The 26,178-nt window shown below is 69.8% G+C and carries 21 protein-coding genes; 7 read left to right on the top strand and 14 right to left on the bottom strand.

Annotation, left to right across the window (positions count from 1 at the left end; genetic code table 11):
- Positions 1-9: 9 nt before the first annotated feature.
- Positions 10-1,194, top strand: a complete 1,185-nt coding sequence (locus IEY84_RS12335) for a PucR family transcriptional regulator (RefSeq protein WP_183547669.1) — start codon at positions 10-12, stop codon at positions 1,192-1,194.
- Here the strand turns inward: IEY84_RS12335 and IEY84_RS12330 are convergent.
- Genes IEY84_RS12330 through IEY84_RS12320 form a run of 3 tightly spaced genes read right to left on the bottom strand, consistent with a single transcriptional unit; the run spans position 1,175 to position 2,454 of the window.
- Positions 1,175-1,594, bottom strand: coding sequence for a type II toxin-antitoxin system VapC family toxin (locus IEY84_RS12330; RefSeq protein ID WP_183547665.1), 420 nt, complete (start codon positions 1,592-1,594; stop codon positions 1,175-1,177). The two genes, IEY84_RS12335 and IEY84_RS12330, sit on opposite strands and share 20 nt — an antisense overlap.
- Complete coding sequence (locus tag IEY84_RS27110; RefSeq protein WP_183547662.1) at positions 1,594-1,863, bottom strand: type II toxin-antitoxin system Phd/YefM family antitoxin; 270 nt, start codon at positions 1,861-1,863, stop codon at positions 1,594-1,596. Before IEY84_RS27110 ends, IEY84_RS12330 begins: the two co-directional genes overlap by 1 nt.
- 45 nt (positions 1,864-1,908) lie before the next feature.
- Entirely contained in the window at positions 1,909-2,454 is a 546-nt protein-coding gene (locus tag IEY84_RS12320) for a DinB family protein (protein WP_229788615.1), read from the bottom strand.
- Between the two features lie 95 nt (positions 2,455-2,549).
- On the opposite strand from IEY84_RS12320, the gene IEY84_RS12315 reads away from it, so the two are divergent.
- Entirely contained in the window at positions 2,550-2,717 is a 168-nt protein-coding gene (locus IEY84_RS12315) for a hypothetical protein (RefSeq protein ID WP_183548116.1), read from the top strand.
- Between the two features lie 430 nt (positions 2,718-3,147).
- Positions 3,148-3,513 (top strand): PPOX class F420-dependent oxidoreductase, encoded by a 366-nt coding sequence (locus IEY84_RS12310; RefSeq protein WP_183547659.1) that lies wholly within the window; start codon positions 3,148-3,150, stop codon positions 3,511-3,513.
- Positions 3,514-3,945: 432 nt separating this feature from the next.
- On the opposite strand, the gene IEY84_RS12305 is transcribed toward IEY84_RS12310, so the two are convergent.
- The 4 genes from IEY84_RS12305 to IEY84_RS12290 form a co-directional block, all read right to left on the bottom strand.
- Positions 3,946-6,183, bottom strand: a complete 2,238-nt coding sequence (locus IEY84_RS12305; RefSeq protein ID WP_183547656.1) for a transglutaminase TgpA family protein — start codon at positions 6,181-6,183, stop codon at positions 3,946-3,948.
- Positions 6,180-7,415, bottom strand: coding sequence for a DUF58 domain-containing protein (locus IEY84_RS12300; RefSeq protein ID WP_183547653.1), 1,236 nt, complete (start codon positions 7,413-7,415; stop codon positions 6,180-6,182). Before IEY84_RS12300 ends, IEY84_RS12305 begins: the two co-directional genes overlap by 4 nt.
- An 89-nt stretch (positions 7,416-7,504) precedes the next feature.
- Positions 7,505-8,473, bottom strand: coding sequence for an AAA family ATPase (locus tag IEY84_RS12295; protein WP_183547650.1), 969 nt, complete (start codon positions 8,471-8,473; stop codon positions 7,505-7,507).
- Positions 8,474-8,489: 16 nt separating this feature from the next.
- Positions 8,490-14,807: an Ig-like domain-containing protein gene (locus tag IEY84_RS12290; protein WP_183547647.1), complete on the bottom strand. Its 6,318-nt coding sequence runs from the start codon at positions 14,805-14,807 to the stop codon at positions 8,490-8,492.
- 230 nt (positions 14,808-15,037) lie between these two features.
- Between IEY84_RS12290 and IEY84_RS12285 the strand changes: the two genes are divergently transcribed.
- Genes IEY84_RS12285 through IEY84_RS12275 form a run of 3 tightly spaced genes read left to right on the top strand, consistent with a single transcriptional unit; the run spans position 15,038 to position 18,745 of the window.
- On the top strand, positions 15,038-15,844 hold the full coding sequence (locus IEY84_RS12285; RefSeq protein ID WP_183547644.1) for a PP2C family protein-serine/threonine phosphatase: 807 nt from the start codon (positions 15,038-15,040) through the stop codon (positions 15,842-15,844).
- Positions 15,837-17,186: an FHA domain-containing protein gene (locus IEY84_RS12280; RefSeq protein WP_183547641.1), complete on the top strand. Its 1,350-nt coding sequence runs from the start codon at positions 15,837-15,839 to the stop codon at positions 17,184-17,186. The genes IEY84_RS12285 and IEY84_RS12280 overlap by 8 nt, the downstream gene beginning before the upstream one ends.
- Positions 17,183-18,745, top strand: a complete 1,563-nt coding sequence (locus tag IEY84_RS12275) for a serine/threonine-protein kinase (RefSeq protein WP_183547637.1) — start codon at positions 17,183-17,185, stop codon at positions 18,743-18,745. The genes IEY84_RS12280 and IEY84_RS12275 overlap by 4 nt, the downstream gene beginning before the upstream one ends.
- On the opposite strand, the gene IEY84_RS12270 is transcribed toward IEY84_RS12275, so the two are convergent.
- Together IEY84_RS12270 and IEY84_RS12265 are read right to left on the bottom strand one after the other, a co-directional pair.
- Positions 18,746-19,501 carry a hypothetical protein gene (locus tag IEY84_RS12270; RefSeq protein WP_183547634.1) on the bottom strand — a complete coding sequence of 252 codons (756 nt, stop codon included), beginning with the start codon at positions 19,499-19,501 and terminating at the stop codon, positions 18,746-18,748. It abuts the gene before it with no gap.
- A 5-nt stretch (positions 19,502-19,506) separates the two neighbouring features.
- Positions 19,507-19,815, bottom strand: coding sequence for a hypothetical protein (locus IEY84_RS12265; protein ID WP_183547631.1), 309 nt, complete (start codon positions 19,813-19,815; stop codon positions 19,507-19,509).
- Between the two features lie 117 nt (positions 19,816-19,932).
- Here IEY84_RS12265 and galT point away from each other — a divergent pair, with 117 nt between their 5' ends.
- Complete coding sequence (galT, locus tag IEY84_RS12260) at positions 19,933-21,027, top strand: galactose-1-phosphate uridylyltransferase (RefSeq protein ID WP_183547628.1); 1,095 nt, start codon at positions 19,933-19,935, stop codon at positions 21,025-21,027.
- A 7-nt stretch (positions 21,028-21,034) separates the two neighbouring features.
- On the opposite strand, the gene nagB is transcribed toward galT, so the two are convergent.
- The 5 genes from nagB to IEY84_RS12235 all read right to left on the bottom strand — a co-directional run bounded on the left by nagB (position 21,035) and on the right by IEY84_RS12235 (position 25,951).
- Positions 21,035-21,832 carry a glucosamine-6-phosphate deaminase gene (nagB, locus tag IEY84_RS12255; protein WP_183547625.1) on the bottom strand — a complete coding sequence of 266 codons (798 nt, stop codon included), beginning with the start codon at positions 21,830-21,832 and terminating at the stop codon, positions 21,035-21,037.
- A gap of 1 nt (position 21,833) precedes the next feature.
- Entirely contained in the window at positions 21,834-22,739 is a 906-nt protein-coding gene (locus tag IEY84_RS12250) for an ROK family protein (protein WP_183547622.1), read from the bottom strand.
- A complete protein-coding gene (locus tag IEY84_RS12245; protein ID WP_183547619.1) occupies positions 22,736-24,202 on the bottom strand; it encodes a glycoside hydrolase family 3 protein in 1,467 nt (488 codons plus the stop codon). Before IEY84_RS12245 ends, IEY84_RS12250 begins: the two co-directional genes overlap by 4 nt.
- The gene (locus IEY84_RS12240; RefSeq protein WP_183547615.1) at positions 24,202-25,320 is read right to left on the bottom strand and encodes an ROK family transcriptional regulator; all 1,119 of its coding nucleotides are present in this window, start codon (positions 25,318-25,320) and stop codon (positions 24,202-24,204) included. The genes IEY84_RS12245 and IEY84_RS12240 overlap by 1 nt, the downstream gene beginning before the upstream one ends.
- 175 nt (positions 25,321-25,495) lie before the next feature.
- Entirely contained in the window at positions 25,496-25,951 is a 456-nt protein-coding gene (locus IEY84_RS12235) for an HNH endonuclease (RefSeq protein ID WP_229788613.1), read from the bottom strand.
- Positions 25,952-26,178 lie beyond the last annotated feature (227 nt).

Raw genomic sequence — 26,178 nt, 5'->3', positions numbered from 1 at the left:
GATTTGTACGTGACGAACAAAAGTTCCCGAGATATCCCTTCTCTCTCCTCGTACGACGTCCAGCTGACCCCCGAGGTCATCGCCTCGATCCGCGAGGTGCTCCCCCAGGTCGGCGAAGACGTGGTCGCCGCGGTCATCGCCGAGGTTCCGCCCTACCAGGATGCGCTCTCCGGACACATGGGCGAGACCATCCGGACCGCTGTAGGAGTGGCGCTGGGCGGATTTCTGTCCCTCGCCTCCGGCGCCGGCCTCGCCGCCGACGTGTCGGCCGCGACCCCGCCCGCGCTCCAGGGTGCGTACGACCTGGGGCGCGGTGAGGCCCGGAGCGGTCGCACGATGGAGGCCCTGCTCGCGGCCTACCGCATCGGCGCCCGGGTCGCCTGGCGAGAGCTCGCCAGCAAGGCCGTCGAAGGCGGCATGGAGCCGGCGATGCTGGTGGAGTTCTCCGCGCTGGTCTTCGCCTGGATCGACGAGATCTCGGAGGCCTCGGCCGCCGGGCATGCCGACGAGCGCGCCACCACCGGACGTGTGCAGCGGCAGCTGCGCGAACGCCTGGCCCGGAGGCTGCTGGCCGAGACGACGACTCCGGAGGAGCTCGACGACGCCGCGGCCCGCGCCGAGTGGACTCCGCCCAGCACACTGACCGCCGTGCTCGTTCCGAACTCCCAGGTCGGAAGCATCCTCGCCAAGGTCAACCAATCCACGCTGGAGTTCGACGATCTGCGCGACCTGCACGATCACACCCTGCTGTTCGTCCCTGACGCCCACGGCCACCGCCGGCGGCCGTTGATGAAGGCGCTGGAGGGCCGTCGCGCAGTGGTCGGGCCGGCCAAACCGTGGCGCGAGGCCCGGGTCTCCTACGAGCGCGCCCGCCGCGTCCACTTCGCGGACCTCGGGTCCGACACCGAGCAGCATCTCGTCGAGCTGGTGTTGTCGGCAGACTCCGATGCCCGTGAGGACCTCCGCGCCCAGGTGCTCGCCCCGTTGGCCGATCTGCGCCCGGCCACCGCAGAGAAGCTCACCGAGACCCTGCGCTCGTGGCTCCTCCACCAGGGCCGGCGCGAGGAGGTCGCGGCCGAGCTCTTCATCCACCCCCAGACCGTCCGCTATCGGATGGGGCAACTGCGGGACATCTACGGCGATCGGCTCGACGACCCCGCGATGCTCCTCGCCCTCACGGTCGCCCTGGGCTGACCACCTCGAAGCCAAGCTCCTCGGCAACCCGAGCCATCGTGGCGTCGTAGGTCAGGAACTGCTCGACCGCCTCGTCCCCCTCGGCCTCATCGGCGAGGAGCAGCGCAGTGCCGAGGTGAATGGCATCGAGTGACTTGACCACCTGCTTGATCTCCTTCGCCTCCTCGATCACCTCGGGAAGAATCCCCATTCGAGGCACGCTCGCGACGATCCGGTCTGCCAGCGCCTGATCGATGCCCAGCCGGACGCAGACACGCGCAAGCTCGACGTCAAGAAGGTCCGACGAGATCAAGCGGTCACCGCGATCCTTCAACTCTCGCAGGTGGTCGCGGAGAGACGAGCGCTCCGGCTCGTCGAGCAGAAGCTTTGCCGCAGCCGACGTGTCGATATAGGCGAGCATCAGATCGTGTCCGCTTGGAGCTCGGCGAGGACGTCGTCCAGGTCCTCCGATCGAGTGACCGGCTCGACGTCCAACAGGCCCCAATCGTTGTTGCTAGGCAGCCGAATCTGCCCCAGAGCGACCATCCGATCGAATCTACTCGTCGGCGCAGGGACAAGCATCGCCACCGGCCGGCCATGATCGGTGACGATCAGGGACTCTCCACTCTGGACACGCCTCAGCACTCGGCCTGTCTGCTGGTTCAGCTCACCCACCCGCACTTCGCTCATGCATTCAGGATAACCCGATAAATAGAACTTTTCTACGTCTCCTGGTCAATCACGTGGGTCCTCCCCGACGAGGCCGTCGATGGACTCGCGGATCAGGTCGGCATGGCCGGTGTGGCGGGCGTATTCCTCGATCATGTCGGCGACGTAGCGGCGGGCGTTGGCCTCGACCTGCCATTCAGGGTTGGGTGCGACGGTGTCCCAGCCGTCGACAGCGAGGGCCTCGGTGATGGCGCGGCGGGATCTCGCCACCGCCCCTTCCCAGAGCGCCATCAGCTCGGACGCGGTGTCCTCCGCCTCGGTCCGCCGGTCCCAGCCTTCCTGGCGTGGGTCGTAGCGATCCCAGACGTCTGGGTATCCGCTGCCCGCGAGAACAGCGGTGAAGTAGTGGTCCTCACAGAAGGCGAGGTGCTTGAGGAGCCAGCCGATCGTGATCGCCGACGGCTCGAGTCGCTGCCGCAGCTGCTCGTCGGTGAGCCCGCCACACTTCCAAGCGAAGGTACGCCGGATGCGGTCGAGTGTGCTGAGCAGCGTCCCGGTCTCGTCCATGACTGGCGTCATGTCGACGGGCCGGGTGGTGTCGGTGGTGGTCATGCCCGTCAGGCTAGGCAGGGTTCCGGACGCAAGACTTCCGCATACCGCCTCATGCGGCGAGACCGTGGTCCAGGAGCACGTCTGCAGTGGTGACCATGGGTCTCAAGCAGCTCGAGAACGCTGCCAAGAAGCTCGCTGGTGATGAGCGGACCCGTGGTCAGGCCATGGCCGACACGTTGGTCGACCGCGTCACCGGACGTGGCGGTGCCGACGCCACGAGGCCTCGGGTCGAGGCCAAGGAAGCTGGCGGCCTTGGCGGGTGAGATCCGCCGCGCCAGCGCAACCTGTGAGGCGGCGCCCCCACCCAGCTGATCCAGTCGACCAGCTCACCTTCGGACGCACCCAGTGGCGGCCCAGTGAGGAGTTGGTCGACGGTCTCGTTCATGCGCCCGATTATATGCAATTCAGTGCACTGTTTCTACCTGTTTGTGCTGGTCAATACTGCATTACGCGGTCCGCGAACATGTAACGTAATCCCCTCGCCACACCCTCGCCGCCGCCCCGATACTGGCGAGATCTTTCTCGATCAGGTACGAAGAAACAGTCGCGTAGCGAGGTATCCCGAACCGACCGTGTTGGTCTCGACACGCCTCCGCCTAGCGGCTCCGGCGGCTCGACCAGCGGGGCGGTCCAGACTCGACCAGCGGGAAGAACCCTTGACCTCAACCCAGCTTGAACCCCGACGCTGGATCCATGAAGTTCACCGACACCCAGCTCCGCTACCTCCGCACCCAACACCTCGGCAGGCTAGCGACGCTAGCCCCCGACGGCGGCCTGCAGAACAACCCAGTCGGCTTCAAGATCGACGAGGAGCACCGGATCTTGATCGGCGGCTACCAGATGGGCAGGTCCAGAAAGTTCAAGAACGCCCAGCAGCACGATCAGGTCGCCTTCGTCGTCGACGACCTGAGATCCACCAACCCCTGGCAGCCGCGGATGGTCGAGATCCGCGGCACCGCCGAGGCCCTCACCGACATCGATCCGCCGATGGAGGGCATGTCACGCGAGATCCTGAGGATCACTCCGACCCGGATCATCGAGTACGGGCTCGACTCCTAGCCAGGGCGGCTCGAACCGACGGACGTACGACCGAGCCCGCCTCCGTGGGTCTTCCCAGTAGTCCGCGGGCATCCGGGAATAGTGATCCTGGCAGAAGGAGGCCAACCCAGACCTGACCTCGAAGCGCTCGATGCGGCGCCCCTCGAAATCCGAGTTCACGGCGAGAAGGTCGGGCTCGGCGTTCCACCCGGAGTGGTCGAAACTCCACGATCCCCACGTCGCGTACGCATGAAAGGCCCGCGCTTCCCCCACGAACCGCATCGCGGCGATCCCAACCGCACGCTCGGGATACGCCTCGCGGCAGGCCCACGCCAGGATGTGGCACGCGCCGGAGGCGAAGAAGGCCTGGTCGGTGCGGTTCCACGACAGCCACTGATCGTCGCGCTCCGCCTGCGTACGGCGGTAGACGCCGGCGGCCTCCGGACGCACCAACTAGCGCTTCCCCCACAGCCGAGAGGGCAGCAGCGAGAGCGGGTTGATCGCCGCTCGGATGCGCTGCCACTTGGTGCGCGAGTCGGAGACCGATGAGCGAAGCGTCCCGACCTGCTCCCAGAAGGCCTCCACCTCGGCGTCGTCGGGTCCGGCCTCGCCGAACATCGTGGTGTCGGTGAGCAGCGCCAGACCTGGCGCACCATCCATGCCCGGCGAGGCGGCCAGCACCGACGCCTGTTCGCGACGGGTGGCCCCAGCGGGTGCCCCGACGCCGAAATCACGGGCGTGGTCGAGGGTCTCGCGCCAGCCTCCCGAGAGACGGGCGACCGGTGTCCCTCGGGTGCGTCGGCGATGGCGACGCCAGATCTTGGCCCCGATGATGGCTCCGCACAGGGCGGCGATGAGCAGCAACGGCAGGCCGACGTACTTGAAGATGGCCACCACCCAGCCCGGCAGGACGAACCCGTCGGGACGGGAGTTTGCCTTCTGGTTGACCGACTCGTCCAAGGGATCCCCGGAGGTCGCGGGCGGGCGCACCGGAGCCGGCGGCGGGACGACCTTGCCGGTGACGAGCTCCTCGGGCTGGGGAGCGTTCTGCTCGGGCGGCTTCTCGGTGTTCATGAACTCGTTCCAGTCCAGCGTCGCCCAGGAACCGTCCGACATCCGCAGCTCGACCCAGGCGTGCATGTCCTTGCCCTGGACGACACCGTCGGAGCCGACGACGGCCCCCAGGACGACCCGGGCGGGGACGCCGACCTGGTTGGCCAGGACCGCCATCAGCGCGGCGTACTGCTCGTCGTTGCCGGCGAGCTGGCCGCCCTTGGCGGTGAAGTCGGCGAGGCGGCGCAGCGAGTGGCCGGCCGGGTATTGCTGGTTGGGTGGCTCGCCGTCCGTGTAGGTGCCCTCTTCCTTGAGCTTCTCCGCCACCGCCAGCGCGTTGGTGATCGGTGAGTCACCGCCGCCGGCGTACTCGGCCGCGAGCGCCTGGAACTGCGCGGCCTCGTCACCGATCGGCGACCCGCCCGACCAGGACTCGCTCCTCTCGCTCACCTTCTCGTCCGCGACGGAGGCGGTGAAGGAGTAGGAGTCGCCGGGCTTCAGAGCGGATGGCAGCACACCGGTCGAGGTGGCCAGGTTGTAGCGGAACGAGTCGGCGTCAGGACCGTCGAACGAGATGTGCGTGAGGGCGGTCGGCAGCGGCACCCAGACGCCGCCGAAGTCCTCGCCGACCGTGATCGTCCCGCGCACCTGCTTGCCGTCGGCGAGCGGGTTGCGCAGTGTCGAGCTGATCTTCTGGAAGGTGTCGTCGGGGCCTTCGGTCTCGCCGGAGTCGTTGGCCGCGCGCCAGACGGTGCCGTCGTACGAGTCCATGGCGGCGACCCGGACCCGGGTCCCCTCGGGCAGGCCCGAGACGGTGAAGAGGTCCTTCTCGTAGAGCCGGCGATCGTCCTCCGGTGTCTGGTAGCCCTTGGTGTAGATCCGGAAGCCGGCCAGCGGCGAGGGATACTTCCCGACGTCGAAAGGCGGCTCGATCTCGCCGCGCAGCACGGTGCGCTCGGGGGCGAGCCCCGGGAGCAACGGCCCGACGAGGAACGCCAGCCCGGCCGCGCCGAGACACAGTCCGGCTCCGATGACGGTCCGGGAGAGGCGACGGCCACCGGCGGCGAGGGCACGAGCCCGCAGCCCGCGGATGCAGAGCCAGGTGATCGCGACCGCCCCGAAGAGCGCGCCGAGCAGGGCGGTCTTGGACGGGTCCTGCACGCCGAGCAGGATCACGCCGGCCATCAACGCGAAGGCGACCAGCACCGGCGGCAGCGCTGCCTTCATCCGTACGGCCAGCGCGAAGCCGAGGCAGCCGGTGACCAGGCCGAGGATGTAGGGGATCGTCAGCAGCGCGCCGCCGTCGACCGGCGGCAGCGTGGTCAGCAGCCGCTTCCAGCCGTGCACGGAGTTGTCGGCGAGGGTGCCGATGGTGTCGGGGACCGGGAGGATCGAGAGGTTGCCGAGCCCGTGCAGCGCGACCGCGCCGCCGAGCACGAAGAAGGCGGCCAGCAGACCGACGGCCAGCACGACCACCGGCTGCCCGCGACCGACGAAGGCGATGAGGATCCCCAGGAGGAGCCCGGCGACGCCGGCGACCAGATAGGTCCAGCCCGCGTAGGTGTCGTCGAAGCCGAGGAACGCGATGGTGCCGAGCAGGAAGAGGAGAAGGGCGTCGACGAGATGATGCTGCTTCATCCGGACAACCCCTTCGACAGAACGATCGGCAACTGGTCCAGGTCGGGGAGGGTGAGCATCGGCAGGTCGGCGACGGCCTTGAAACCGGCCCGCTGCGAGGAGTCGACCCGTACGGCGACGGTGGTCGCGTCGACCGAGAACTGGCCGGCCGCGCGCTGCAGCGTCACGAACTCGGGATAGCGCCCGGTCACCAGCATCACCAGCGACGCGTCCGGCGCCTGCCGGGCGGCCTCGGCGGTGATCTCGATCAGGTTGGCCTGCTGCGGGGTCGCCCGGGAGCAGGTGTCCAGGGCGGAGCGCCCTCCCCCGTTCGCCGCGGTGGCCCGCACCATCAGCACGTCGCCGGTCGCGAACGAGACGTCGAACTCGTCCAGGATCCCGCGACGCAGCAGGGAGCCCGCGATCGACATGGCGGTCTCGTACTCCTCCTCGCTGTCGTAGGACGTCGGCGAGGAGTCGACGATGACGACGATGTGGGAGCGGCGGGTGTCGAGGAACTGGCGGACCAGCAGCTGCCCGTGACGGGCAGATGAGCGCCAGTGGATGTGGCGCAGGTCGTCGCCGGGGACGTACTCGCGCAGCGCATGGAAGGCGAGGTCGCTCATCGAGGTGTTCTGTGCCGTGGACCCTTCGAGGTCGCGAACCAGACCGACCCCGAAGGGCTCCAGATGAGTCGTACGCGGGTGGACGAACACCTCGGTACGGTCGGTCCACTCCTGCACCCGCCGGAAGAGCCCGAGCGGGTCGCCGCGCACCGTCCGGACGGGACCGACGTCGATCACGCCACGGCGCTGGGTCGGCACCACGAACAGCTCGGTGTGCTCGGCACTGGGGAGCAGCATCGGCAGGTCGTACGTCACTCCGCCCGCGCCGATCGGGAACTCGAGGCTCGTCGAGACGAGCGGGCCGCGCGCCTCGTTGCGGGCCCGCAGCTCGCCGGTCAGCGCCTGGCCGACGGCGACGCGCGGCGGCTCGACCACGGTCGCCACCGCGAGCCGGGTGCGCCCGATCATGAAGAACGCCGCGCCGATCACCAGGAACAGAGCCGCCATCGCCACCACGGCCGCCTCGATCCAGCCGAGCGCGGTCGCAGCGACCCAGGCGAGCGCACCGAGCAGCAGCACACCCCAGCCGATCGACGTCACCGTGCCGAACCACTTCGTCACCGCTGGTCGAGCCACTCCCACGAACGCTGATCGAGCCGCGAGCGCCAGCGAGCGTGTCGAGATCAACACAGTCCTCATCGAGCGCCGAGGGGACCGTGTTGGTTTCGACACGGATCCGCTCGTTCCTCGCGGATCCGGCTCAACCAGCGGGGATGTCACGAAACGCGCTCCTGCGGAGCCGGGACCGAGGTGAGCAGGTCGCCGATGACGTCCTCGACGGTGACGCCGTTGAACATCGCCTCCGGGTCGAGGATCAGCCGGTGGCAGAGCACCGGCTCGGCGAGCGACTTGATGTCGTCGGGCAGCACCTGGGAGCGGCCCTCGGCGAGCGCCCAGACCTTGGCGGTGCGCACCAGGGCGAGGCAGCCACGCATGGAGGCGCCGAGGCGTACGTGCTTGTGGCGACGCGACTCGTCGACCAGCGCGGAGACGTAGGCGACGATCGCCTGGTCGATGTAGACCTGATCGGCCATCTCGGCCATCTGGGTGACCGTCGGCGCGGTGATGATCGGGGTGACCAGCGTGGCCCGGTCGCGGACCGAGGAGTTCATCAGCAGCTCAACGGTGGCGTTGCGGTCCGGGTAGCCGACCGACGTCTTCATCAGGAAGCGGTCCAGCTGCGCCTCGGGCAGCCGGTAGGTCCCGGCCTGCTCGATCGGGTTCTGGGTCGCGATCACCATGAACGGGCGGCCGACCTCGCGGGTGGCGCCGTCGACGGTGACCCGGCCTTCCTCCATGACCTCCAGGAGCGCCGACTGGGTCTTCGGGGAGGCGCGGTTGATCTCGTCGGCCAGCACGATCGAGTGGAAGATCGGGCCCGGGTGGAACTCGAAGGTGCCCTTGCCCTGGTCGTAGACCGTGACGCCGGTGACGTCGGACGGCAGCAGGTCGGGGGTGAACTGGATGCGCGCGTGCGAGCCCTGGACGGTGTTGGCCAGAGCGCGGGCGAGCTGTGTCTTGCCGGTCCCGGGATAGTCCTCGAGCAGCAGGTGGCCCTCGGAGAGCAGCGCGGTCAGCACCAGGCGGATCACGTTGCGCTTGCCCAGCACCGCCTTCTCGACGTTGTCGCACAACTTCTCGAAGGTGTCGTGGAACCAGCGGGCCTGCTCAGTGGTGACGGTCATGATTTCTCTCTCATGGTTACCAAGTGAAGGTCACTTCTTGGGTCGGTCTGCCTGATGTCGTGCAGGTGATCGTGGTCTTGTTCCTGGCACCGACCCAGCCGTTGCCGGCGTTACGGCCCTCACCGTTGGACCCGATGGTCACCGTCCACGTCGAGTTGGTCTGGTCGGTCTCGCACCGCCAGTCCTTGCCCGGGAAGCCCTTGTCGGTGATCTCGGCACCGACGTACCAGCAGGTGCCGCCGCAGGCGACCTCCGGCTGCGGACAGCTCGCGCCCGAGCACTCGCCGCCCTTGTAGGCCCTGATCGAGGGCGGCGGCGGGTTGTCCGTGGTCACATCTGTCGAGTCGGACTTGCCGTTTCGTGAGGGCGAGCTGTCGCTGATCGTCACCGTGTAGGTGTAGCGCGTGCTCCAGTCCGGCGCCGTGTCCGTGCCCGAGCGGCTGCCCTTGCCGGTGCCGGTGTTGAACTGCTCGATGACGGTGCCGCCTCGCTTGACGATGACGGTGGCTGCGTTGCCGTTCGCGTCGTAGCTGATGTTCCACCGGACGTCCTTCGAGTTCGACACCGCGGACGCCGAGATGGTCGGCGTGCCGAGCGGGCCGTAGGTGGTCACGTTCTTCGACGACCACGGACCGCACGAGTCCCCGGCACCGGCGCCACCGGACGAGTCGTTGCAGGCGCGCAGCTGCACCTGGGTCGAGCTGCCGTTGGTGAATCCCGAGATCGTCTTGGTCTGCTCACCGGCGCCGTCGGGCGGGTAGGTCCACGACCCGCAGGAGGACCCGCCGCGCGTGCACTCGACCCGGTTGGTCTTACCGTGCGAGGCGCGGGGGGTGAAGACGATCTTCGCCTGGCCGTTGGCCCCGGTCGGGGTCGCGCTGGCGAAGGAGACCGCGTCCGGCGTCGCTGCCGCCTCGACCTTGCCACCGGCGGAGTAGCTGGAGATGTGCGTGTCCGGCGAGCCGCCCGATCCCGTCTCGCGCGGCGAGGTCGCCTCCGCGTTGCGTGCCCGGACGTCGTACGTGTAGATCGTGCCGTCGTTGGGGACATCGTCACGGCAGCTCGTCTCGGTCACCCAGGAGCAGACGGTCTTCTCGCCGGAGCCGCCCGTGCGGCGGACCTCGTACGTGACCGGGGCGGGACCGTTGGGCGCGACCGGGCTCCAGGAGACGTTCACCGTCTTGCCCGAGTTGTTGGCCGTGTTTGCGAACTCGAAGGTCGGCGTCGCCGGGGTGTCCGGCTTGCCGGCGCCCATCCCCTCGACGGTCGAGGACGGACCCTTGTTGGTCTTGACGCCCTTGTCGTTGAGCGGCACGACGGTGAACTGCACCGGGTCGCCGTTGGAGCTGACCGCGGCCGGATAGGTCGTCTGACCTGCGGAGATGTCCTTGATGCCGCCGCCCGGCCAGCTGATCCGGTATTTCTGCACGTCCGAGCAGTCGCACGGTGCGGGCGGAGCCCAGCTCAGCTCGACGCGGTGGTCGCGCTGGCGGGTGACCCGAAGGTTCTGCACCGGACCGGTGTAGGCGTCGGGCTCGCCCTCGGCCGAGTTGCTCCACTCGCGGCTCGGCCCGACTGAGTTCACGGCCCGGACCCGGAAGTCGTAGACGACGCCGTTCTTCAGGCCGGTGATCCGGCACGAGGTCGAGGGACAGTCCTGGACGTGGTCGCCGTTGGCCTCCACCTCGTAGCGCTGGATCGGGTCGTCACCGTTGTCCTTCGGCGCGCTCCACGACAGCGCGACGACGTTGGAGAGGAAGTCGGAGGTCGTACGCAGCCCGGTCGGCGCCCCGGGGACGTCGATGACGTCCACCTCGATGACGCCGGTGGCCTTGACCCGCTTGGAGTCCTTGCCGGAGTCGCTGACCTCGATCGGGTAGCGATAGTGGCCGTGGCCCTCCTCGGGCGTGTTGAAGGTGATCTTCGACCCGCTGACCTTGCCCATGTCGGGCGAGTCGCCGTCGATCGGGTTGAGCTTGGTGATCACGATCTCCTGCGATCCCGACGGCACCGGGGTCTGCAGGTAGTCGGCGATGTCGATCGACACCGTCTTGCCGGCCTCGGTCTGCAGCGGTTTGATCGGGGAGAGCGACGGCGGCGGCAGCGCGATCACGGTGACCAGGAGCTGACCGGTCGCGTCCGTGCCCTTGATGCCGATCTCCAGGGCACCCTGGGCGCCGGCGTCGGCGTGCTCGGCGGTGAGCCGCAGGCCGCCGTCCTCGGGCTTGACCTCGACCCCGTCGAGCCCGTCGCCGACCTCGGCGGTGAAGTCGAGGTCGTCGGCGTCGCCCGGGTCCGCGGTCCACACGTGGCAGATGGCGGCGATGTCGACCAGGGCGCCGTCGCCGCTCTCGGGGACCTCGACCGGCGTGCTCGGACAGTTGATCTCCGGCTCCTCCTTGCCGACCTGCACCGGCAGGGAGATCACCGAGAGGTGGGCGTCGGCGGAGGTGATCTTCTCGCGGTCCGCGACCTCGAAGGTCAGAGTCGCCGGGCCCTTCGTCTCACCTGCGGTGACCTGCACGGTCGTCGCCGTGGTGTCGCCGGTGTTGAGCATCCCTTCGGGGGCGGCCACGATCTTGTCGGTGGTGGTCAGCACCACCGGATCGCCCTCGGGGTCCTCGACGTAGTCGGTGATGTCGACGTTCTTCGTCTCGCCCGGGTTCAGCTGGAGCTCGGAGCCCGGCTTCAGATAGGGAGCGTCCTTGGGACGGGACGGGACGTAGATCGAGCCGACCGCCTGGGCGCCGTCGGGGTCGGTGACCCGGTAGGTCCAGACCCGGGTCGTGTCGCCGACCGGCAGGGTCACCTTGCCGTCCTCGATCTTCGGCTTGGCCTCGTCCTCGCCGACCGAGGGGCCCTTGACCGCGTCGACGGTGAGGTCCTCGAGCGAGTCGTCGATGTCGGACACCTTGGTCATCACGTCGACGGTGGTCGTCGCCGAGTCACCCTCTGGGTTGGCGACCACGATCCCGGCCATCGGCGGGTTGTCGTAGCCCTCCTGATAGCGGATCGCGAGCTCGCCGGTGTCCTCGTGGAGTCCGGTGGTGGCGCGGTAGGGGATGTTCTGGAACGGCGCCTCGGAGCCGCCGGTGACGGTGACGATGCCGTCGGAGCGCTGCTTGACGCCGGCGCCGCTGGCCGCATCGGTCGCGGCGAGATGAAGCTCCGTCCCCGGCGTACGCAGGTCGTTGGCGAGCACGTCATAGGTGAGCTTCTTGCTCGGGTCGAGCGTGACCAGGTCGTCGACGGCCACCGGGCGCTGGGGCGCTCCGGGCGAGACGACGGCGATCCGCACGGTGCCGGTCGCGACGGCACCGAACGGGTCGCTGACCTCGTAGGTGAACTCGTCGGTGCCCGCAGCGTTGGGGAAGGCCTGGTAGGTGATCGTGTTCGCCCCGTGGGCCAGGACACGGCCAAAGGACGGCGCACTGTTGATCCGGGTCACCGAGACCGAGTCGCCGTCGGGGTCGGTGCCGACGGTGGGCAGACGGAGCGTGACCTCGTCGCCCTGGACCACCCGCGACTCCAGCGCCTTCGGCGCGGGCGCGGAGTTGTCGGCCTTCTTCTTCGGCAGCGGTTTCACATGGACGCGGATGTTGCCCGAGGAGTGCTCCGCGGAGGGGTCGCCGGTGTTCTGCACGACGTAGCGGACGTCGACATCGACCGGCCCGTTCACGTCGTCGGGGGCGACGTAGCGGACCCGGTTGCCGTCGATGTAGGCCTCGCCGACGGCCGGCTGGCCGAGCACCTGCAGCTGTCCCTTGGTCTCCTGGGTCTGGTCGACCACGAGACCGACCGGGTCGCCCGAGGGCGTCGAGTCGTTGTCGAGCACCGGGATCGAGACGGAGTCGGCCGCCCTCACCGTCGCCTCGTCGTCGACCGCCTCGGGAGCGTTCGCGGCACCGCGCAGCGCCGGGCGCTGGCTCACCGTCACCGACCCCTCGGCCTCGGCCGCGCCGTTGCTGATCGTGTAGCGGATCGCCTGGGTGGACGGGGAGATGTCGGGCTTGGATGCCTGGATCCGCAGCCACCGTCCGTCGAGCACCGCGACCGTCAGGTCGCTGTCGCCGACCGGCTCGGCATGGGTCACGGCGAGGAGCCGGCCCTGGGAGTCGTAGTCGTTGGCGAGGACGTCCAAGGTGCGGGTCGAGGTGCCGAGGACGGCGGTCGTGTCCGGGGTCGCGATCGGCTCGTCCGCGGCCTGGGAGGCCGGTTTGACGTCGACCCGGATCTTCGCGGAAGCGGGCTTGGCCGCGCCGAAGCCGGCGTTGTAGCTGAGCTGATAGGTGCCTGGCGAGCTGCCTCTGGCTCGCACCACGCCGGTCTCCCGGTCGGTGCTCACCTCGAGGCCGCCCTTGGGCGGGACGTCGCCGGCGAGCGTGAGGGTCGCGTCGAGGTTGGACGGGTCGGCGCCGGGGATGTCGTTGTCGAGCGGCCGGATCGTCACCCAGGATCCCTGGGTCCCCTCGGCGACATCGTCCTTCGGCTCGGGAGAGGCGGTGGTCGCGCCGGCGACGATGTTGACGCGGACCTTGCTCTTGGCCGTCTTTCCACCGGTGCTGACCTGATAGCCGAGGTTCTCGTTCCCCGAGGCGTCCGGGGCGGCGGTGTAGCGCAGCAGCCCGTCGGGGGTCACGCTCGCCTTGCCCTTGGAGGCCTCCGGGGACTGCGCGGTGACCGGGTCGCCGTAGCGCTCGTCGCGCCAGTCGCCGATCACAGGGATCTCCACGGTGCCGCCGGCCGCGACGGTGTAGTCGGTCGGGGTGTAGTGCTCGCGCAGGGTCGGCTTGCCGGTGCCTTCGGAGCCCTGGATCTTGAGCTCGACGCTGGCGTCGTCCTGGCCGGCCTTGCCCTTGAGGCCGTCGTCGACGGTGTATTTGAAGCTGGTCTTCTTGCCCTCGGTCGCCTCGGGCGTGGTGACCAGGATCGACTGCCGGTCGGGGGCGATGGTGGCCTCGACGCCCTTGACGGAGGCCTTGCCGACCGAGACCACGCTCAGGATCGAGTCCTTCGCCGAGGAGTCGTTGTCGAGGACGTGCAGGACCGTGGTGCGTCCGGCCCGGACCCCGAGCTGGTCGTCCTTGGCCTTCGGCGCCTGAGCGGCCTTGGTCTGCTGCTGCTGCTTGTCCTTCTTCTGGTTCTGCTTCTGGGTCTGCGGCTGGAACGCCTCCCAGTTGGAGATCTTCTTGATGTCGGCGCCGTCGATCTCCCAGACGTCCCCGTTGCGCAGGTCGTTGAGCACCAGCTGGCCGCGGTTGATCCGGAACTCCAGCTCGGCGGCCGGGCCGAGCGTCGGGATCTCGCCCAGGACCGGCTCGCCTTCGCCGCACTGGGTCACCACCGAACCGGTCGAACCGTTGGCCCAGGCACCGAAGACACAGTCGCCGAGCCGGACCGGAGCCGCGGGGTCGCCGGCGGACTCCGCCACATGGCGGATCTCGCCGTTGCCCAGGTCGACGGCCTTGAGGCCCGTCGCATCTCCGACGAGCACGACCCCTGCCTTGGCGGAAGGCTGCTGGAGGACCGCGCTCTCCGCGGTGTCACCGAAGTCGACGGCGATGTCCGAGCCCTTCGCGGCACCCAGCAGCCACCCGGCCTCGTCGAGAGTGATGACGTCGTCGCCGACGACGGTCGCCGACGTCGGGGTCTCTGCGTACTCCGGAGACTTCGGGAGCTTGGTCTCGACCGGATCGGCGAACCGCTCACCCTCCGGCGCGAAGGCGGTCAGCGTCCGCTTGGCAGCAGAGACGGCGTACGCGGTCCCGTCGGTCCCGATCGTGAGCACCGCGTCCGCGCCGACCGTCTCGATGGGCTTCGTGGACCCGGACAAGTCGGAGAGGTCGCCGACACCGGTGGCCGGGTCGACGGAGGTGAGCCAGACCTTGCCGGTCTTCTGCTCGGCGACACCGATCGTGTTGCCGCCCATCACCACCCGGCTGTCCTTGACGGTCACCGCGTCGTCGTCGAGCCCCTCGGCGAGCTTGGTGTTGACCGGCGTGACCGTGCGCGCGTCGCGGTCGATGGAGGCCACGGCGATGCCGTTCTGCACCACGTCGAGCCCGTTGCGCTCGGACCTGGACCCGGTCTCGTTGCCCGCCCAGACGACACCGTCGAGCTGCGCCACGGGGCGGTTCTGCCTGCCCAAGGTGCCCCAGGACTGGTTGGTCACCCAGATGCCGCCGTCGTCGAGGTCGGCCTTGTGCACCGGGTAGCCCGTCGACTGGATGGCATAGACGGTCAGCCCGCTGGCAACGACCGCAAGCGCAGCCCAGGAGGCGATGGAGGTGCGGTGACGCCGCATCCAACCGGGCGCCATCCCGAAACGTGCCACCAAGACTCTCCCCAGGTCCTTCCATGCAAATCAGCCGGTCGACGCAAAAAGCCGGGCTTACTCTAGGCGCGCGTCGGGGTTGAAGCCACACGAATGAGCCAAACGTGGCACACGGCTCAGTGAACACGCTCACCGATACCGTACGGGATGTTCTAAAGTGTCCGCTCCCAGCACCACTATTTCGCATCCTGACCGAGATGTCCCGATCACTGGCACCACAAAGGAACAGCATGACCGCATACCCAGCCCTGCGTGCCGCGGGGGCGACTGATGTCGGCCGGGTCCGCGAGGTGAACGAGGACTCGTTCGTCATGCTGCCCGCAGTGGCCGTCGTCGCCGACGGGATGGGCGGTCATGCCAGTGGTGACGTCGCCAGCGCGCTCGCGGTCGAGACCTTCCAGAGCCGCTTCGCGTCCGTCTGCCCGGTCCCCGAGGACATCCTCGACGCCGTTCACGCCGCCAACTCCGCGATCACCGCGGAGGCGACCCGCAGCGCCGAGAAGCAGGGCATGGGCACCACCTTGACCGGGGTGGCGCTCGTGGAGTCGCAGGGCGCGCCCCACTGGCTGGTGTTCAACGTCGGCGACTCGCGCGTCTACCGGCTCTCACCGGCGGGCGTGACGCAGGTGAGCATCGACCATTCAGAGGTCGCCGCCATGGTCGAGGCGGGAATGATCACCGCCGCGGAGGCCCGCGTCCATCCGTTGCGCAACGTCATCACCCGATCGCTCGGCACCTTCCCGTCGCCGGAGGCGGACACCTGGCTGATGGCCGTGGCGCCCGACGACATCTTCCTGCTCTGCTCCGACGGCCTCACCGGCGAGCTCGAGGACCACGAGATCCACGAGATCGTTTCCAGGACGCTCGGAGTCGGCGGAAGCATCGACAACCTGGCCCAAAGACTGGTGGACGCTGCGGTTGCATCGGGTGGGCGCGACAATGTCACTGTGGTACTCGTGACACCTCCGCCATCGCTCTTCACTGCTCCTACGGACCCTGCCCGACCTTCAGGGGACATCACGTCGTCTTATGAGTGATACCGCTACCTACTGTGTCGGGCACTGGCTCGCGTTGCAGGGCGACCGGTGCTGGGCACTGGTCCAGCTGGGCCCCGGTGACCCGCGGGTCGGCGGCGTCCAGGCCGCCCTGGCCGACCCCCGACCTGTCGATGCGATCGCCGGGCTGCTCTCCGCCGACGGGCCGCGCGCTCCGGGCTTCGCGATCGTCGGCCGCGAGGGCCCGCGGGTGCGTTACGCCGTACGTTCGCCGGCCAAGGTGACCGCTGTCGTCAACGAGGTGCCGGTCTTCGTCGACGGCATCGACGTCTCCGGCAAGTGGGCCGACGGCCACTTCGCTGCCGTCCCCGAGCGCGCCGAGCTCGCCAACGGCGCCTGGGGAGGCATGGAGGAGGACCAGCCGCTGGTCGACACCGCCCATGCACGCTCGCTCGACGTCGTCTTCGACCCCGACCTCGGCGCACAGGCCCAGATGGACGCGGCGATGGCGCCGCTGGACCACACCATCCGGCGTTCGGACCTGGCTGCCTCTCCGCCGCCGGCCGCGCCTCCCGTCGCGCCGCCTGCGGCGCCGGGGCCGATGCCGAGCGCCCCCTCGTTCCCGAGCCCTCCCCCGGCCGCGGTGCCGCCGCCTCCGATGTCGCCGCAGCAGCCCGCGCCGGAGCCCAAGAAGGGCATCATCGACGGCCTTCCGTGGCGCAAGAAGGGGGCCAAGAAGTCCGACCAACCTGCGTGGGGGCCGCCCGACCGGCAGCCCGCGCCCCCGGCCATGCCTCCGCAGAGCGCACCGCCGATGCACCCGCCCGCGCCGGCCCCGGTGGCATACCCGCCCAACGACATGGCGACCCGCGTCCGCAACACCCCGACCCCGACGCCGGTCCCACCCGCGGGCGGCCCCACGGTGTGGGCGGTCTACTGCCCGCAGGGGCACGCGTCGCCGCCCTATTCCCCGACCTGTCGAATCTGCCGGCTGGCGCTGCCTCCCCATCAGCAGCCGGTCTCGGTCCCGCGCCCCGCGCTGGGCCAGCTCAAGCTGGACGACGGCCGGATCGTCGTCCTGGACCGGGGTGCGGTCTTCGGGCGGTCGCCGCGGGCGGATGCCGGCGGCAACACGGGGGCCGGCGGCGTACCTCCGCATCTGGTGAAGGTGATGCTGCCCGACATCAGCCGGCTGCACACCGAGGTGCGGCTCGAGGAGTGGCAGGTGCTCGTCCGCGACCTCGGCTCCGCCAACGGGTCCTACCTGACCCTGCCCGGTGGACGGCCGCAGCAGATGCGGCCGATGGAGGAGTACGCCATGGAGCCCGGCTCCGTGGTGAGCCTCGCCGGCTCGATCAACCTGACGTACGAGGTACTCGGGTGAACCAGCCTCCTGAGCTCGGGCCCGAGCTCCCCGGGATGACCTGCCTGGGCCGGCTCGGCTCGGGCGGCTTCGCCGACGTCTACCTCTACGAACGTCACCACCCGAAGGTCCGGGTCGCGGTCAAGCTGATGCGGTCCGCCGACCTCGCCGAGGCCCAGCGGGCGCAGTTCGCCGCGGAGGCGGCGGTGATGGCCGAGCTGGCCGAGCATCCGTTCATCGTGCCGGTGCACAGCGCCGGCGAGACGCCGGACGGCCGCCCCTACCTGGTGATGGGCTACTACCCCAACGCCGACCTCGGCGCCCGGGTACGCAACAACCCGATGAAGGTGCAGGACGCGCTGCGCTTCGGGATCCAGATGGCCTCGGCGGTCGAGACCGCCCACCGCGCCGGGATCATCCACCGCGACATCAAGCCGTCCAACATCCTGCTCTCCCGCTACGACGTGCCGGGTCTCGCCGACTTCGGCATCGCCGGCCGACCCCGCGACGACGAGGGTGACATCGGCGTCTCGCTGCCCTGGTCGCCGCCCGAGGTCCTCACCTCCGCCTCCAACGGCTCGGTCGCCTCCGACGTCTACTCGCTGGCCGCGACCGTGTGGCACCTGCTCGTCGGCCGCTCGCCGTTCGCAGAGCGCGGCAATAACTCCGACCGCGCCGTCTTCTCCCGCATCCTGCACACGGCTCCGCCCTCGACCGGGCGGCCCGACGTACCTCCGTCACTGGACCGGGTCCTGCAACAGGCGATGGCGAAGGACCCGACCTACCGCCCGCGGACGGTCCTCGACCTCGCCCGCCACTTCCAGCGGATCGAGCAGGAGCTGCGGCTGGGCCGCACCGAGGTGCAGGTTCTCGACCGCGATACCGGCGGCACCGGGTCGATCCCGGTCGTTCCCGACATCCCGGCCGCGCGAGGTGAGGGTCCGACCACGGGCTCCGGGCGCGCGCATCTCCCCGCCCCGCCCTCCGACCCGGAGATGGAGAAGGCCACCGAGCTCAAGCCGCCGTCCCAGGTGATCGCGCAGGCACCGATCTCCCAGCCGCCGGCCTCGCTCGCATCGGCGCCGGTGGCGGATGCCGGGTCGGCCTCCGGCGACCGCACCCGGTTCAGCTACCCGCGTACCGAGGAGGGCCCGTCCGTCCTCACCGGCGCGCGACCCGCCGAGACCCGCAGCAAGACGCCGGCGATCATCGGCGTCGTCATCCTCTTCCTCGTCGCCGCCACCATCGGCATCATGCTCTCTCGTGGTGGCGAGGACGAGAAGCCCGACGAGGTCCCGCCACCGCCCGTCGAGACCGACCTCCCCGGCGTCACCGGGCCCGCCGCTCCGGGCAAGGTGAAGGGCACGCTCAACGGCAACCGCGCCGTCTTCACCTGGTCCGGCGTCCCCGGAGCCACCGGCTACAAGTGGGTCGGCGACAACTCCACCAGCGGGAACGTGAACCGCCCCAAGGCGGTCGTACGCCTCGGTGATGCCAGCAAGGTCTGCATCCAGGTCCGCTCGCTGGGTGAGAACGGCAACGTCTCCCAGGGTGCCGCCCAGGCCTGCGTGTCGAAGTAGCTAGTTGGATCGGTGCGGCCCGGGATGCCCCTCGCGTCGGATGCAGGGTCGCTTCGCACGCTTGAGGATGGCACCACAGCGTGGTTCGCGGCGCCCTGACATGATTCGGGTCAGATCGAGCGGATCGACGCCTGCGCGAGCACGTCGCATCGCCGCGCCGAGGGCGGCGACCGGGTCTGGGTTGCCGGATGCGTCCCAGCCATGGGTCATCGCGGCCTCGAGCTCGTCCTTGGACAGGTTCGTCGCCGTCGCCTCGTCGAGGATCCCGGCCACGACAGCGGCCTTGATCATGCCGGGTGGCGCTGGCTCGGGACGGTAGTCCCAGCCGTCGAGCCCGACGTCCTCCGCGACCACCTCGACCAGCGCGAGCACTTCCCAGACCTCGGTCATCAGATCCGGGTCGATCCGCCCGCTGCGAACTAGGGCAGCTGCCATGTCGTACGCCGCTTCCGCTCTGCGCGGGCCCGCGACCAGGACCTCGATCATCCCGACCGGAGCCCCGTCGACCATGTCGATCCGGCTGGCGAAGACCACCCGGTACTCCTTCTGGAGTACGTCCAGCGTGTTCCATCCCGCGAGCTTCTGTCCGCCCCTGTTGCTGAGCGGGTGGGCCCCGGCCGGGTTGCGGCACAGAGCGACGACGTCGGCCAGGAGAGACTCGCGTTGCGCTACGGTCAGCGGCTCGAGAGACTCGACGAAAGCATCGTTGAACTCGACGTACGCCTGGTCGTCAGGAAACCTCTCTCCTGCGCGCACTGCGGTCAGGCCACGTCACGACGTGCGACGGCCCGCTCACGGACCCGGCCCACATCGACCCCGAGCCGAAGGCAGGTCTCCTCCAGCGACAGCATCTCACCACGCGAGGAGACGATGTCGGCCGCCGCGTCGAGGACTCGAGCCGTCGCCTCTCGCAGCGCACGGAGATCGGCGTCGAGATGCTCCGCCGAACCGATCACGGCCACTGCTCGACCATGACTGGTCAGGACGACTCGACCCTCCGCGCTCTTGGCCGCCAGCGCAGACACACCCATCCGGGAGGCAGCCGTCATCGGCACTCGCGTCTCCTTCATATCTGCAACACTACCTAGATCTATGTAGTGTTGCAACGCGGGCGCGGCTCCGCGCCTCTACCGCCAGGGACGGCATCCGGTCGTCGCGGCCGAAGTCCGGCGGGAGATAATCGACGCATGCCGAACATCCCAGCGCCGACCGACCCCGTGGCCACCTCAGCGAAGCTGGCGGACGGACGCGAGATCTGGTTCTTCGACGAGCAGCCGACGCTGCGGTCGGTGCACGACGAGCGGCCCCTGGAGCCGCGAGCCGGCGGGTCGCAGCTGCGCTGGGACCGGCTGACCGCGACCTGGACGGCGGTGGCGGGACACCGGCAGACACGTACGTTCAAGCCGCCGTCGAACGAGTGCCCGCTGTGCCCGTCGGTCGACGGGCGGCTCACCGAGATCCCGGCCGAGAGCTATGACGTGGTGGCCTTCGAGAACCGGTTCCCGGCGCTCTCGACGGTCGCGGTCGGCGAGGCGACCGGGGAGCCCTTCGTCTCCCAGCCGGGGCGTGGCCGGTGCGAGGTGGTCTGCTTCACCAGCGACCACGAGCAGAGCTTCGTCGACCTGCCTCCCGAGCGGGTGCGGACGGTGCTCGCGGCGCTCGCCCACCGCACCGAGCAGCTGACGGCGATGCCGGAGGTGGCGTACGTCTTCTGCTTCGAGAACCGCGGCGAGGAGATCGGGGTGACGCTGCAGCACCCGCACGGGCAGATCTACGCCATGCCGGTGCTGCCGCCGCGGATCGAGTCCCTGGTGAACGCCGCCGACGCCCATCGCGAGGCGACCGGCGAGTGCCTGCAGTGTGCGGTGCTCGCCGACGAGATCGCCGACGGAACGCGGGTGGTGGCCGAGAACGGGACGTTCGTGGCGTACGTCCCCTATGCCGGCCGCTGGCCCTACGAGATCCGCGTCGTGCCGCGGCGCCACGTGGGCTCGCTTCCCGGTCTGACCGCCGACGAGATGGACGACCTCGCCGCGCTCTACCAGGAGTGCCTGCGACGGATGGACGGGCTCGACGACGCCGGCCCGGTGCCCTACATCGCCGGCTGGCAGCAGGCCCCGACCGGCCGTGAGGACACCTGGCACCTGGCCGCCGAGATCTTCACCATCCGGCGGGCGCCGGGGCGGCTGAAGTATCTGGCCGGTATCGAGTCCGGCGTCGCGCTCTGGGTCAACGACATCCCGCCGGAGACCGCCGCCGAGCGACTTCGTGAGGCGCTCTGATCCAGTCTCAGAGGCCTTGCCAGTCCGGCTTTCCGGCGTAGACCTCGCGGTAATAGTCGAGGCGTACGAGGCGGGAGGCCGCGGCCTCGTCGAGCAGCACGGAGACGTGGGGGTGGAGCTGGAGGACCGAGGCCGGGCAGGTCGCCGAGACCGGCCCCTCGACCGCGGCAGCGACGGCCTCGGCCTTGCCCTCCCCTGTGGCGAGCATCAGCAGATGACCGGCCCTCGTGATGGTGCCGAGTCCCTGGGTGAGGACGTGGCGCGGCACCGCGTCCGGTGAGCCGAAGAAGCGCGCGTTGTCCTTGCGGGTCGTCGCCGTGAGCGTCTTGATCCGGGTCAGCGAGGCCAGCGACGAGCCGGGCTCGTTGAAGGCCAGGTGGCCGTCGGAGCCGATGCCGAGGATCTGCACCTCGATGCCGCCCGCGGCCACGATCGCCGCCTCGTAGCGCTCCCCCGCCGTCGGCAGGGTCTCCGCGGTCGGGTCGGGTCCGTGGACCCGCTCGGGCGGGATCCCGATCGCGTCGGTGAACTCGCGCCGGATGGTCGCCAGATAGGACTGCTCGTGCCCGTCGGGCAGGCCGACGTACTCGTCCAGGTTGAACGTCTCCACGCCGTCGTAGGACGGTCCGCGGCCGTCTCGGGCACGCCGGATGAGCTCGTCGTACGTCGCCAGCGGTGTCGAACCGGTGGCCAGGCCGAGCACCGCCGGAGTGCCGGCGGAGGCGCCGCTGCGTACGACGTCTTCGATGGTGTCGGCGGCGAGGGACGCCACCTCGGCCGGGGTGTCGAGGACAACTACTTCCATGTCAGTCCTTCGTCGGAGTGATCAGGGCGGCACCGATGGCGGCGACCGGAGCGGCGGAGACGACCCTCAGTCGCAAGGCGAGCTCGAGGGAGGAGAGGAAGGGCGAGGTCTGGGTCTGCCTGATGAGCGCGTCCGCGATCGCCTCGCGCAGCGGCTCGCCGACCGCGGCCACGCCGCCACCGATGACGACACGTTCGGGGTCGACGGCAAGGGCGAGAGCGCGTACGGCCGCGGCGACGCCGTCGGCGAAGCGGTCACGCACCGCGACGGCTGCCGGATCGCCCGCGGTCGCCGCCGCGAAGAGCGCGGCAGCGGGGTGACCGGTGGCGGTCGGCCAGGCGGCCGCGATCGCGGCTCCCGAGGCGACCAGCTCGAGACAGCCACGCTGCCCGCAGCCGCAGACCGGGCCCTCCGGGTCGACCGGGAGATGCCCGACCTCCCCGGCGGCGCCGTGGAAACCTCGGCGCAGGGCTCCACCGAGGTAGAGGCCGGCGGCCAGGCCGGTGCCGAGCGAGAGGTAGACCAGGTCGTCGACGTCCTCGACCGCGTGTGCGCCGAGCGTGGCCGCGTTGGTGTCGTTCTCGAGCGTGACGACCGCGCCCGTCCGTGCGCCGAGAAGCGCCGCGAGCGGGAAGGCGTTGCCGTCGAGGCCCACGTTGACAGCATGCTTCACGGTTCCCGCGCGGGTGTCGACGATGCCCGGGATACCGACTCCGATCGAGCTGATCTCGCTGTCGTCGAGCGCATCGCGCAGGCTCGCGACCACTGCGGCCGCGCTCTTCACGACGCCCTCGGCGCCCGGGGTGGTGGCGGCACGGTCCTCGGCCAGCACCGCACCGTCCGGTCCGATCGCGATCCCGTGGACCTTGGTCCCGCCGATGTCGAGACCGACCCGTGCGCCGTTCACCGGCGTTGTCCTGAGCCAGTCGTCGGGTCCCAGCCCGATCGTTGCAGCATCTCGGTCACGGCGGTCACGCCCGGCAGGGAGAAGCCCTGCGGGCACAGCCGCGGCAAGCCTTGTCCGTCGTACGCCCCGGGCCACCCCCACTCGACCAGCACCGCGGCGCTGCGGAGCTGTGCGACGGTCCGGCCGACGTCGGGACGCCGATGGGCGTCGCGTACCTGGACGATGAGGGGTGCGTCAGGGAGATCCGGGAGCGGCTCGCCCGGGCGCAGGACGACGTCCGGTGGAAGGCCCCAGGGGACGTCGCCGACGGCGATGTTCGCCTCGGTGTCGATGGTCACCACCCGGGCGCCGGTGAGGTCCGGGATCTCGGCGAGGTCGCTCGCCGTCGCGAGCGCACGGCGGGCACCCTCGATCGAGCGCTGCTCGAACCGGGGATCGGTCTCGGGGTGCTGCTGTGTTCCGGGGAAGTCGGCGAGCAGCCGGTCGACACGTGCGACAGCATCCTGGAGCCGCTCCAGCGGCAGCTCACCGGACTCGACCGCGGCCACGATCGCGGCGGCCGTGTCGCGGACCAGCGATGCGGGCTTGTCGGGACCGAGGACGAGCAGATCGGCTCCAGCCGCGAGCGAGAGCACCGCAGCAGCCGGGATCCCCCGCTGAGCCGAGGCTCCGGCCATGTCGAGGGCGTCGGAGACGATCGGCCCGTCGTAGCCCAGCTCGCGCAGCAGCCCCAGCACCGGCGCCGACAGCGTGCCGGGAAGCTCGGGGTCCAGGGCCGGTACGACGATGTGGGAGGTCATCACCGAGGCGACTCCGGCCTCGGCCGCCGCCAGGAACGGGACCAGCTCGCGATCTCGCAGGGTGTCGAGGGAGACGTCGAGAACGGGGAGGGCGACGTGGCTGTCCTGGCCGGTGTCACCGTGACCGGGGAAGTGCTTGACGCAGGCGGCGACGCCGGCCGTCTGCAAGCCGCGCACCCAGGCGGCGACATGCTTGGCGGCGACGCCGGCGTCGTGGGAGAACGACCGGGTCGCGATCACCGGGTTGTCGGGGTTGGAGTTCACGTCCGCGACGGGTGCCAGGTCGAGGTTGATGCCTGCCCACGCCAGCCGAGATCCGACGGCCTGGCCGGTCTCCTCGGTCAACGCCAGGTCGTCGGCAGCACCCAGGGCGGCAGCGCCGAGCACAGAGGAGCCGGTCAGCGCCTCCAACCGGGTGACATCCCCGCCCTCCTCGTCGATGGTGATCACCGGGGCCCAGCCGCCCGCGGCGGAGGCGGAGCGGATCTCGGCCGCCAGGCTGCGTACGGACTCCTCACCGGCCTCGGTGTTGGAGCCGAAGAGGCAGATCCCACCCAGGCCCTCGCGAAGGAGGTCGGCGTGGTCGGCCGGCAGCGTGGCGCCTGCGAAGGCGGACACCTGGACCCGCAACGCCAGGGTCTCGACCGCTGATGAGGGCGGCATCACGACACTCCCAGCTCGCCGGCGAGGACGAGCACCGCGGCACCGACGATGACGACGTCCTCGCCGAGCGTTGACGTACGGAACTCCAGCGGCTCGCCGCTGACCGGCATCGTCCGCTCGCGGATGATCCGGTCGGCGGTCTCCCGCAGCGGTCCGTCGAGGAGATCAGCGGGCCCGGAGAGGACCAGCTCGTGCAGGTTGAGGGTTCCCACCACGGGCGCCAATGCCTTTCCAAGATGTTCGCCGGCTTCCACGAGCGCATCGTCGTGGCCTGTCTCGAGGCGCTCCCGCAGGCGCGGCACCGCGAGGAAGGTCTCCAGACAGCCCGAGCGGCCGCACGCGCACAGCGCGCCTCCGGGGTCGACCGTCACGTGCCCGACCTCACCGGCGGCGTCGACGAACCCGTGGAGCAGCGCCCCCTCGAGCACGAGCCCCGCACCGACACCGGTGCCGACCCGGATGAGCATCAGACCGCCGTCGCCGGACTGGCCGAAGGTGTACTCCCCCAGCACCGCCGTATTGGCGTCGTTGGCGACGTACGTCGGCCGGCCGGTCTCGCGGCGCACGTGCTCCGCCAAAGCGACATCGGCCCAGCCGAGGTTGGGTGCGTCGACCACCGTGCCGTCGGCCGCGACGACACCGGGGCTGCCGATCCCGATGCCGAGGATCGGCCGGGCGGAGCTGGCGATCAGCTCGCTGACCAGGGCGGTCACGAGGCGCACTGCCTCGCTTCCGGTGCGTCCCTCCCGGCACCTGGTGGTGCGGCGGACGACGTCACCGGTCAGGTTGAGCACTGCTCCGGCGACCTGGTCGTCCCCGGAGACATCGATGGTCACGATGTGGGTCGCGTCGGCCGCCAGACCGACCAGCATCGGCGGCTTCCCGACCCGACTCTCCACCGGCGCACCGAGCTCCTCGACGAGCCCGTCCTCGAGCAGGCTGCCGACCAGGTCGGAGACCGTCGCCCGGGTCAGACCGGAGGCTCGAGCCAGATCGGCGCGGCTCGCGGGACCCACCGCGAAGAGGTGCTGGAGCACCAATGAACGGTGATGACGCCGCGCATCCTCCTGCAGCAATTTCCCGATCGGCCGCAACGTGCGCCGCCTCGCCTTCGACATGTTTGTTAGTCCATCGTACTTATTAATGGTGAGTCAAGTCGACGCGTCATTTTCTGACGCCGAAAGGTCAGTTTCTGACAGCGAGACGTCAGTTCTTGGACCGATCGGCACCAGAAAATGACGCCTCGCGGCCAGAAATCGACTCCTCGGGGGCAGAAACTGACCTTTCGGCGGGTCAGGCGATGGCGGCGAGCTGGGCACGTGTCGGGACGTACGGAGTGACACGGAGGGCCATATGGGCCTCCTCGGGGGTGCGGTTGCCCTTGCGGCCGTTGCACTTCCCGCACGCCGCCACGGTGTTCATCCACGTCCACCTGCCGCCGCGTGACTGTGGCAGCAGATGGTCGATGGTGCGGGCCTGGCCACCGCAGTACGCACAACGATGCTGGTCGCGCTTGAGCACTCCCTCGCGGGAGTAGCCGGCCGGGCGATACATCCAGTGCATGGCGATGTAGCGGACCAGCCGCACCGCCTTGGGCCACGGATGTGGCCCGATCATCTTGTCGCCCTGTTGCTCGTGAACCACCGCCACCTCGCGGAACAGCATCCGCACGGCGTGCTTGAACGAGACCCTCCCGAGCGGCTCGAAGGAGGCGTTGTACAGGGTCACGGCGCCCATGGTCGTGGTCATGCTCGGTTACCTCCCAGGAGAGTCGGATAGAGATCGGGTGGAAACACTGGACTGAAACAAAAAGGGGGCCGCCCCGGCGAGACGGACATGTCTCGCAGGAGCGGCCCGGAGTGATCCGGTGCAGCTATGCACCCAGGTCACTGTCGGCTCCCGCGAGCATGAGGGTCGCGCTCGTGCGCAGCGGTCAGCGACCAGGCCGCCGGGGCGGTGGTGGTCGTCGAGTGCTG

The sequence above is a fragment of the Nocardioides albus genome (assembly GCF_014648255.1).
Lineage (GTDB): Bacteria > Actinomycetota > Actinomycetes > Propionibacteriales > Nocardioidaceae > Nocardioides > Nocardioides albus.
This window is presented reverse-complemented; position numbering and strand designations above follow the sequence as displayed.

Coding starts and splice junctions, on each gene's coding strand:
- IEY84_RS12330 (WP_183547665.1), bottom strand. CDS start 1,594: ATGCTCGCCTATATCGACACGTCGGCTGCGGCAAAGCTTCTGCTCGAC.
- IEY84_RS27110 (WP_183547662.1), bottom strand. CDS start 1,863: ATGAGCGAAGTGCGGGTGGGTGAGCTGAACCAGCAGACAGGCCGAGTG.
- IEY84_RS12320 (WP_229788615.1), bottom strand. CDS start 2,454: ATGACCACCACCGACACCACCCGGCCCGTCGACATGACGCCAGTCATG.
- IEY84_RS12315 (WP_183548116.1), top strand. CDS start 2,550: ATGGGTCTCAAGCAGCTCGAGAACGCTGCCAAGAAGCTCGCTGGTGAT.
- IEY84_RS12310 (WP_183547659.1), top strand. CDS start 3,148: ATGAAGTTCACCGACACCCAGCTCCGCTACCTCCGCACCCAACACCTC.
- IEY84_RS12305 (WP_183547656.1), bottom strand. CDS start 6,183: ATGAAGCAGCATCATCTCGTCGACGCCCTTCTCCTCTTCCTGCTCGGC.
- IEY84_RS12295 (WP_183547650.1), bottom strand. CDS start 8,473: ATGACCGTCACCACTGAGCAGGCCCGCTGGTTCCACGACACCTTCGAG.
- IEY84_RS12285 (WP_183547644.1), top strand. CDS start 15,038: ATGACCGCATACCCAGCCCTGCGTGCCGCGGGGGCGACTGATGTCGGC.
- IEY84_RS12280 (WP_183547641.1), top strand. CDS start 15,837: ATGAGTGATACCGCTACCTACTGTGTCGGGCACTGGCTCGCGTTGCAG.
- IEY84_RS12265 (WP_183547631.1), bottom strand. CDS start 19,815: ATGAAGGAGACGCGAGTGCCGATGACGGCTGCCTCCCGGATGGGTGTG.
- galT (WP_183547628.1), top strand. CDS start 19,933: ATGCCGAACATCCCAGCGCCGACCGACCCCGTGGCCACCTCAGCGAAG.
- nagB (WP_183547625.1), bottom strand. CDS start 21,832: ATGGAAGTAGTTGTCCTCGACACCCCGGCCGAGGTGGCGTCCCTCGCC.
- IEY84_RS12245 (WP_183547619.1), bottom strand. CDS start 24,202: ATGCCGCCCTCATCAGCGGTCGAGACCCTGGCGTTGCGGGTCCAGGTG.
- IEY84_RS12240 (WP_183547615.1), bottom strand. CDS start 25,320: ATGTCGAAGGCGAGGCGGCGCACGTTGCGGCCGATCGGGAAATTGCTG.
- IEY84_RS12235 (WP_229788613.1), bottom strand. CDS start 25,951: ATGACCACGACCATGGGCGCCGTGACCCTGTACAACGCCTCCTTCGAG.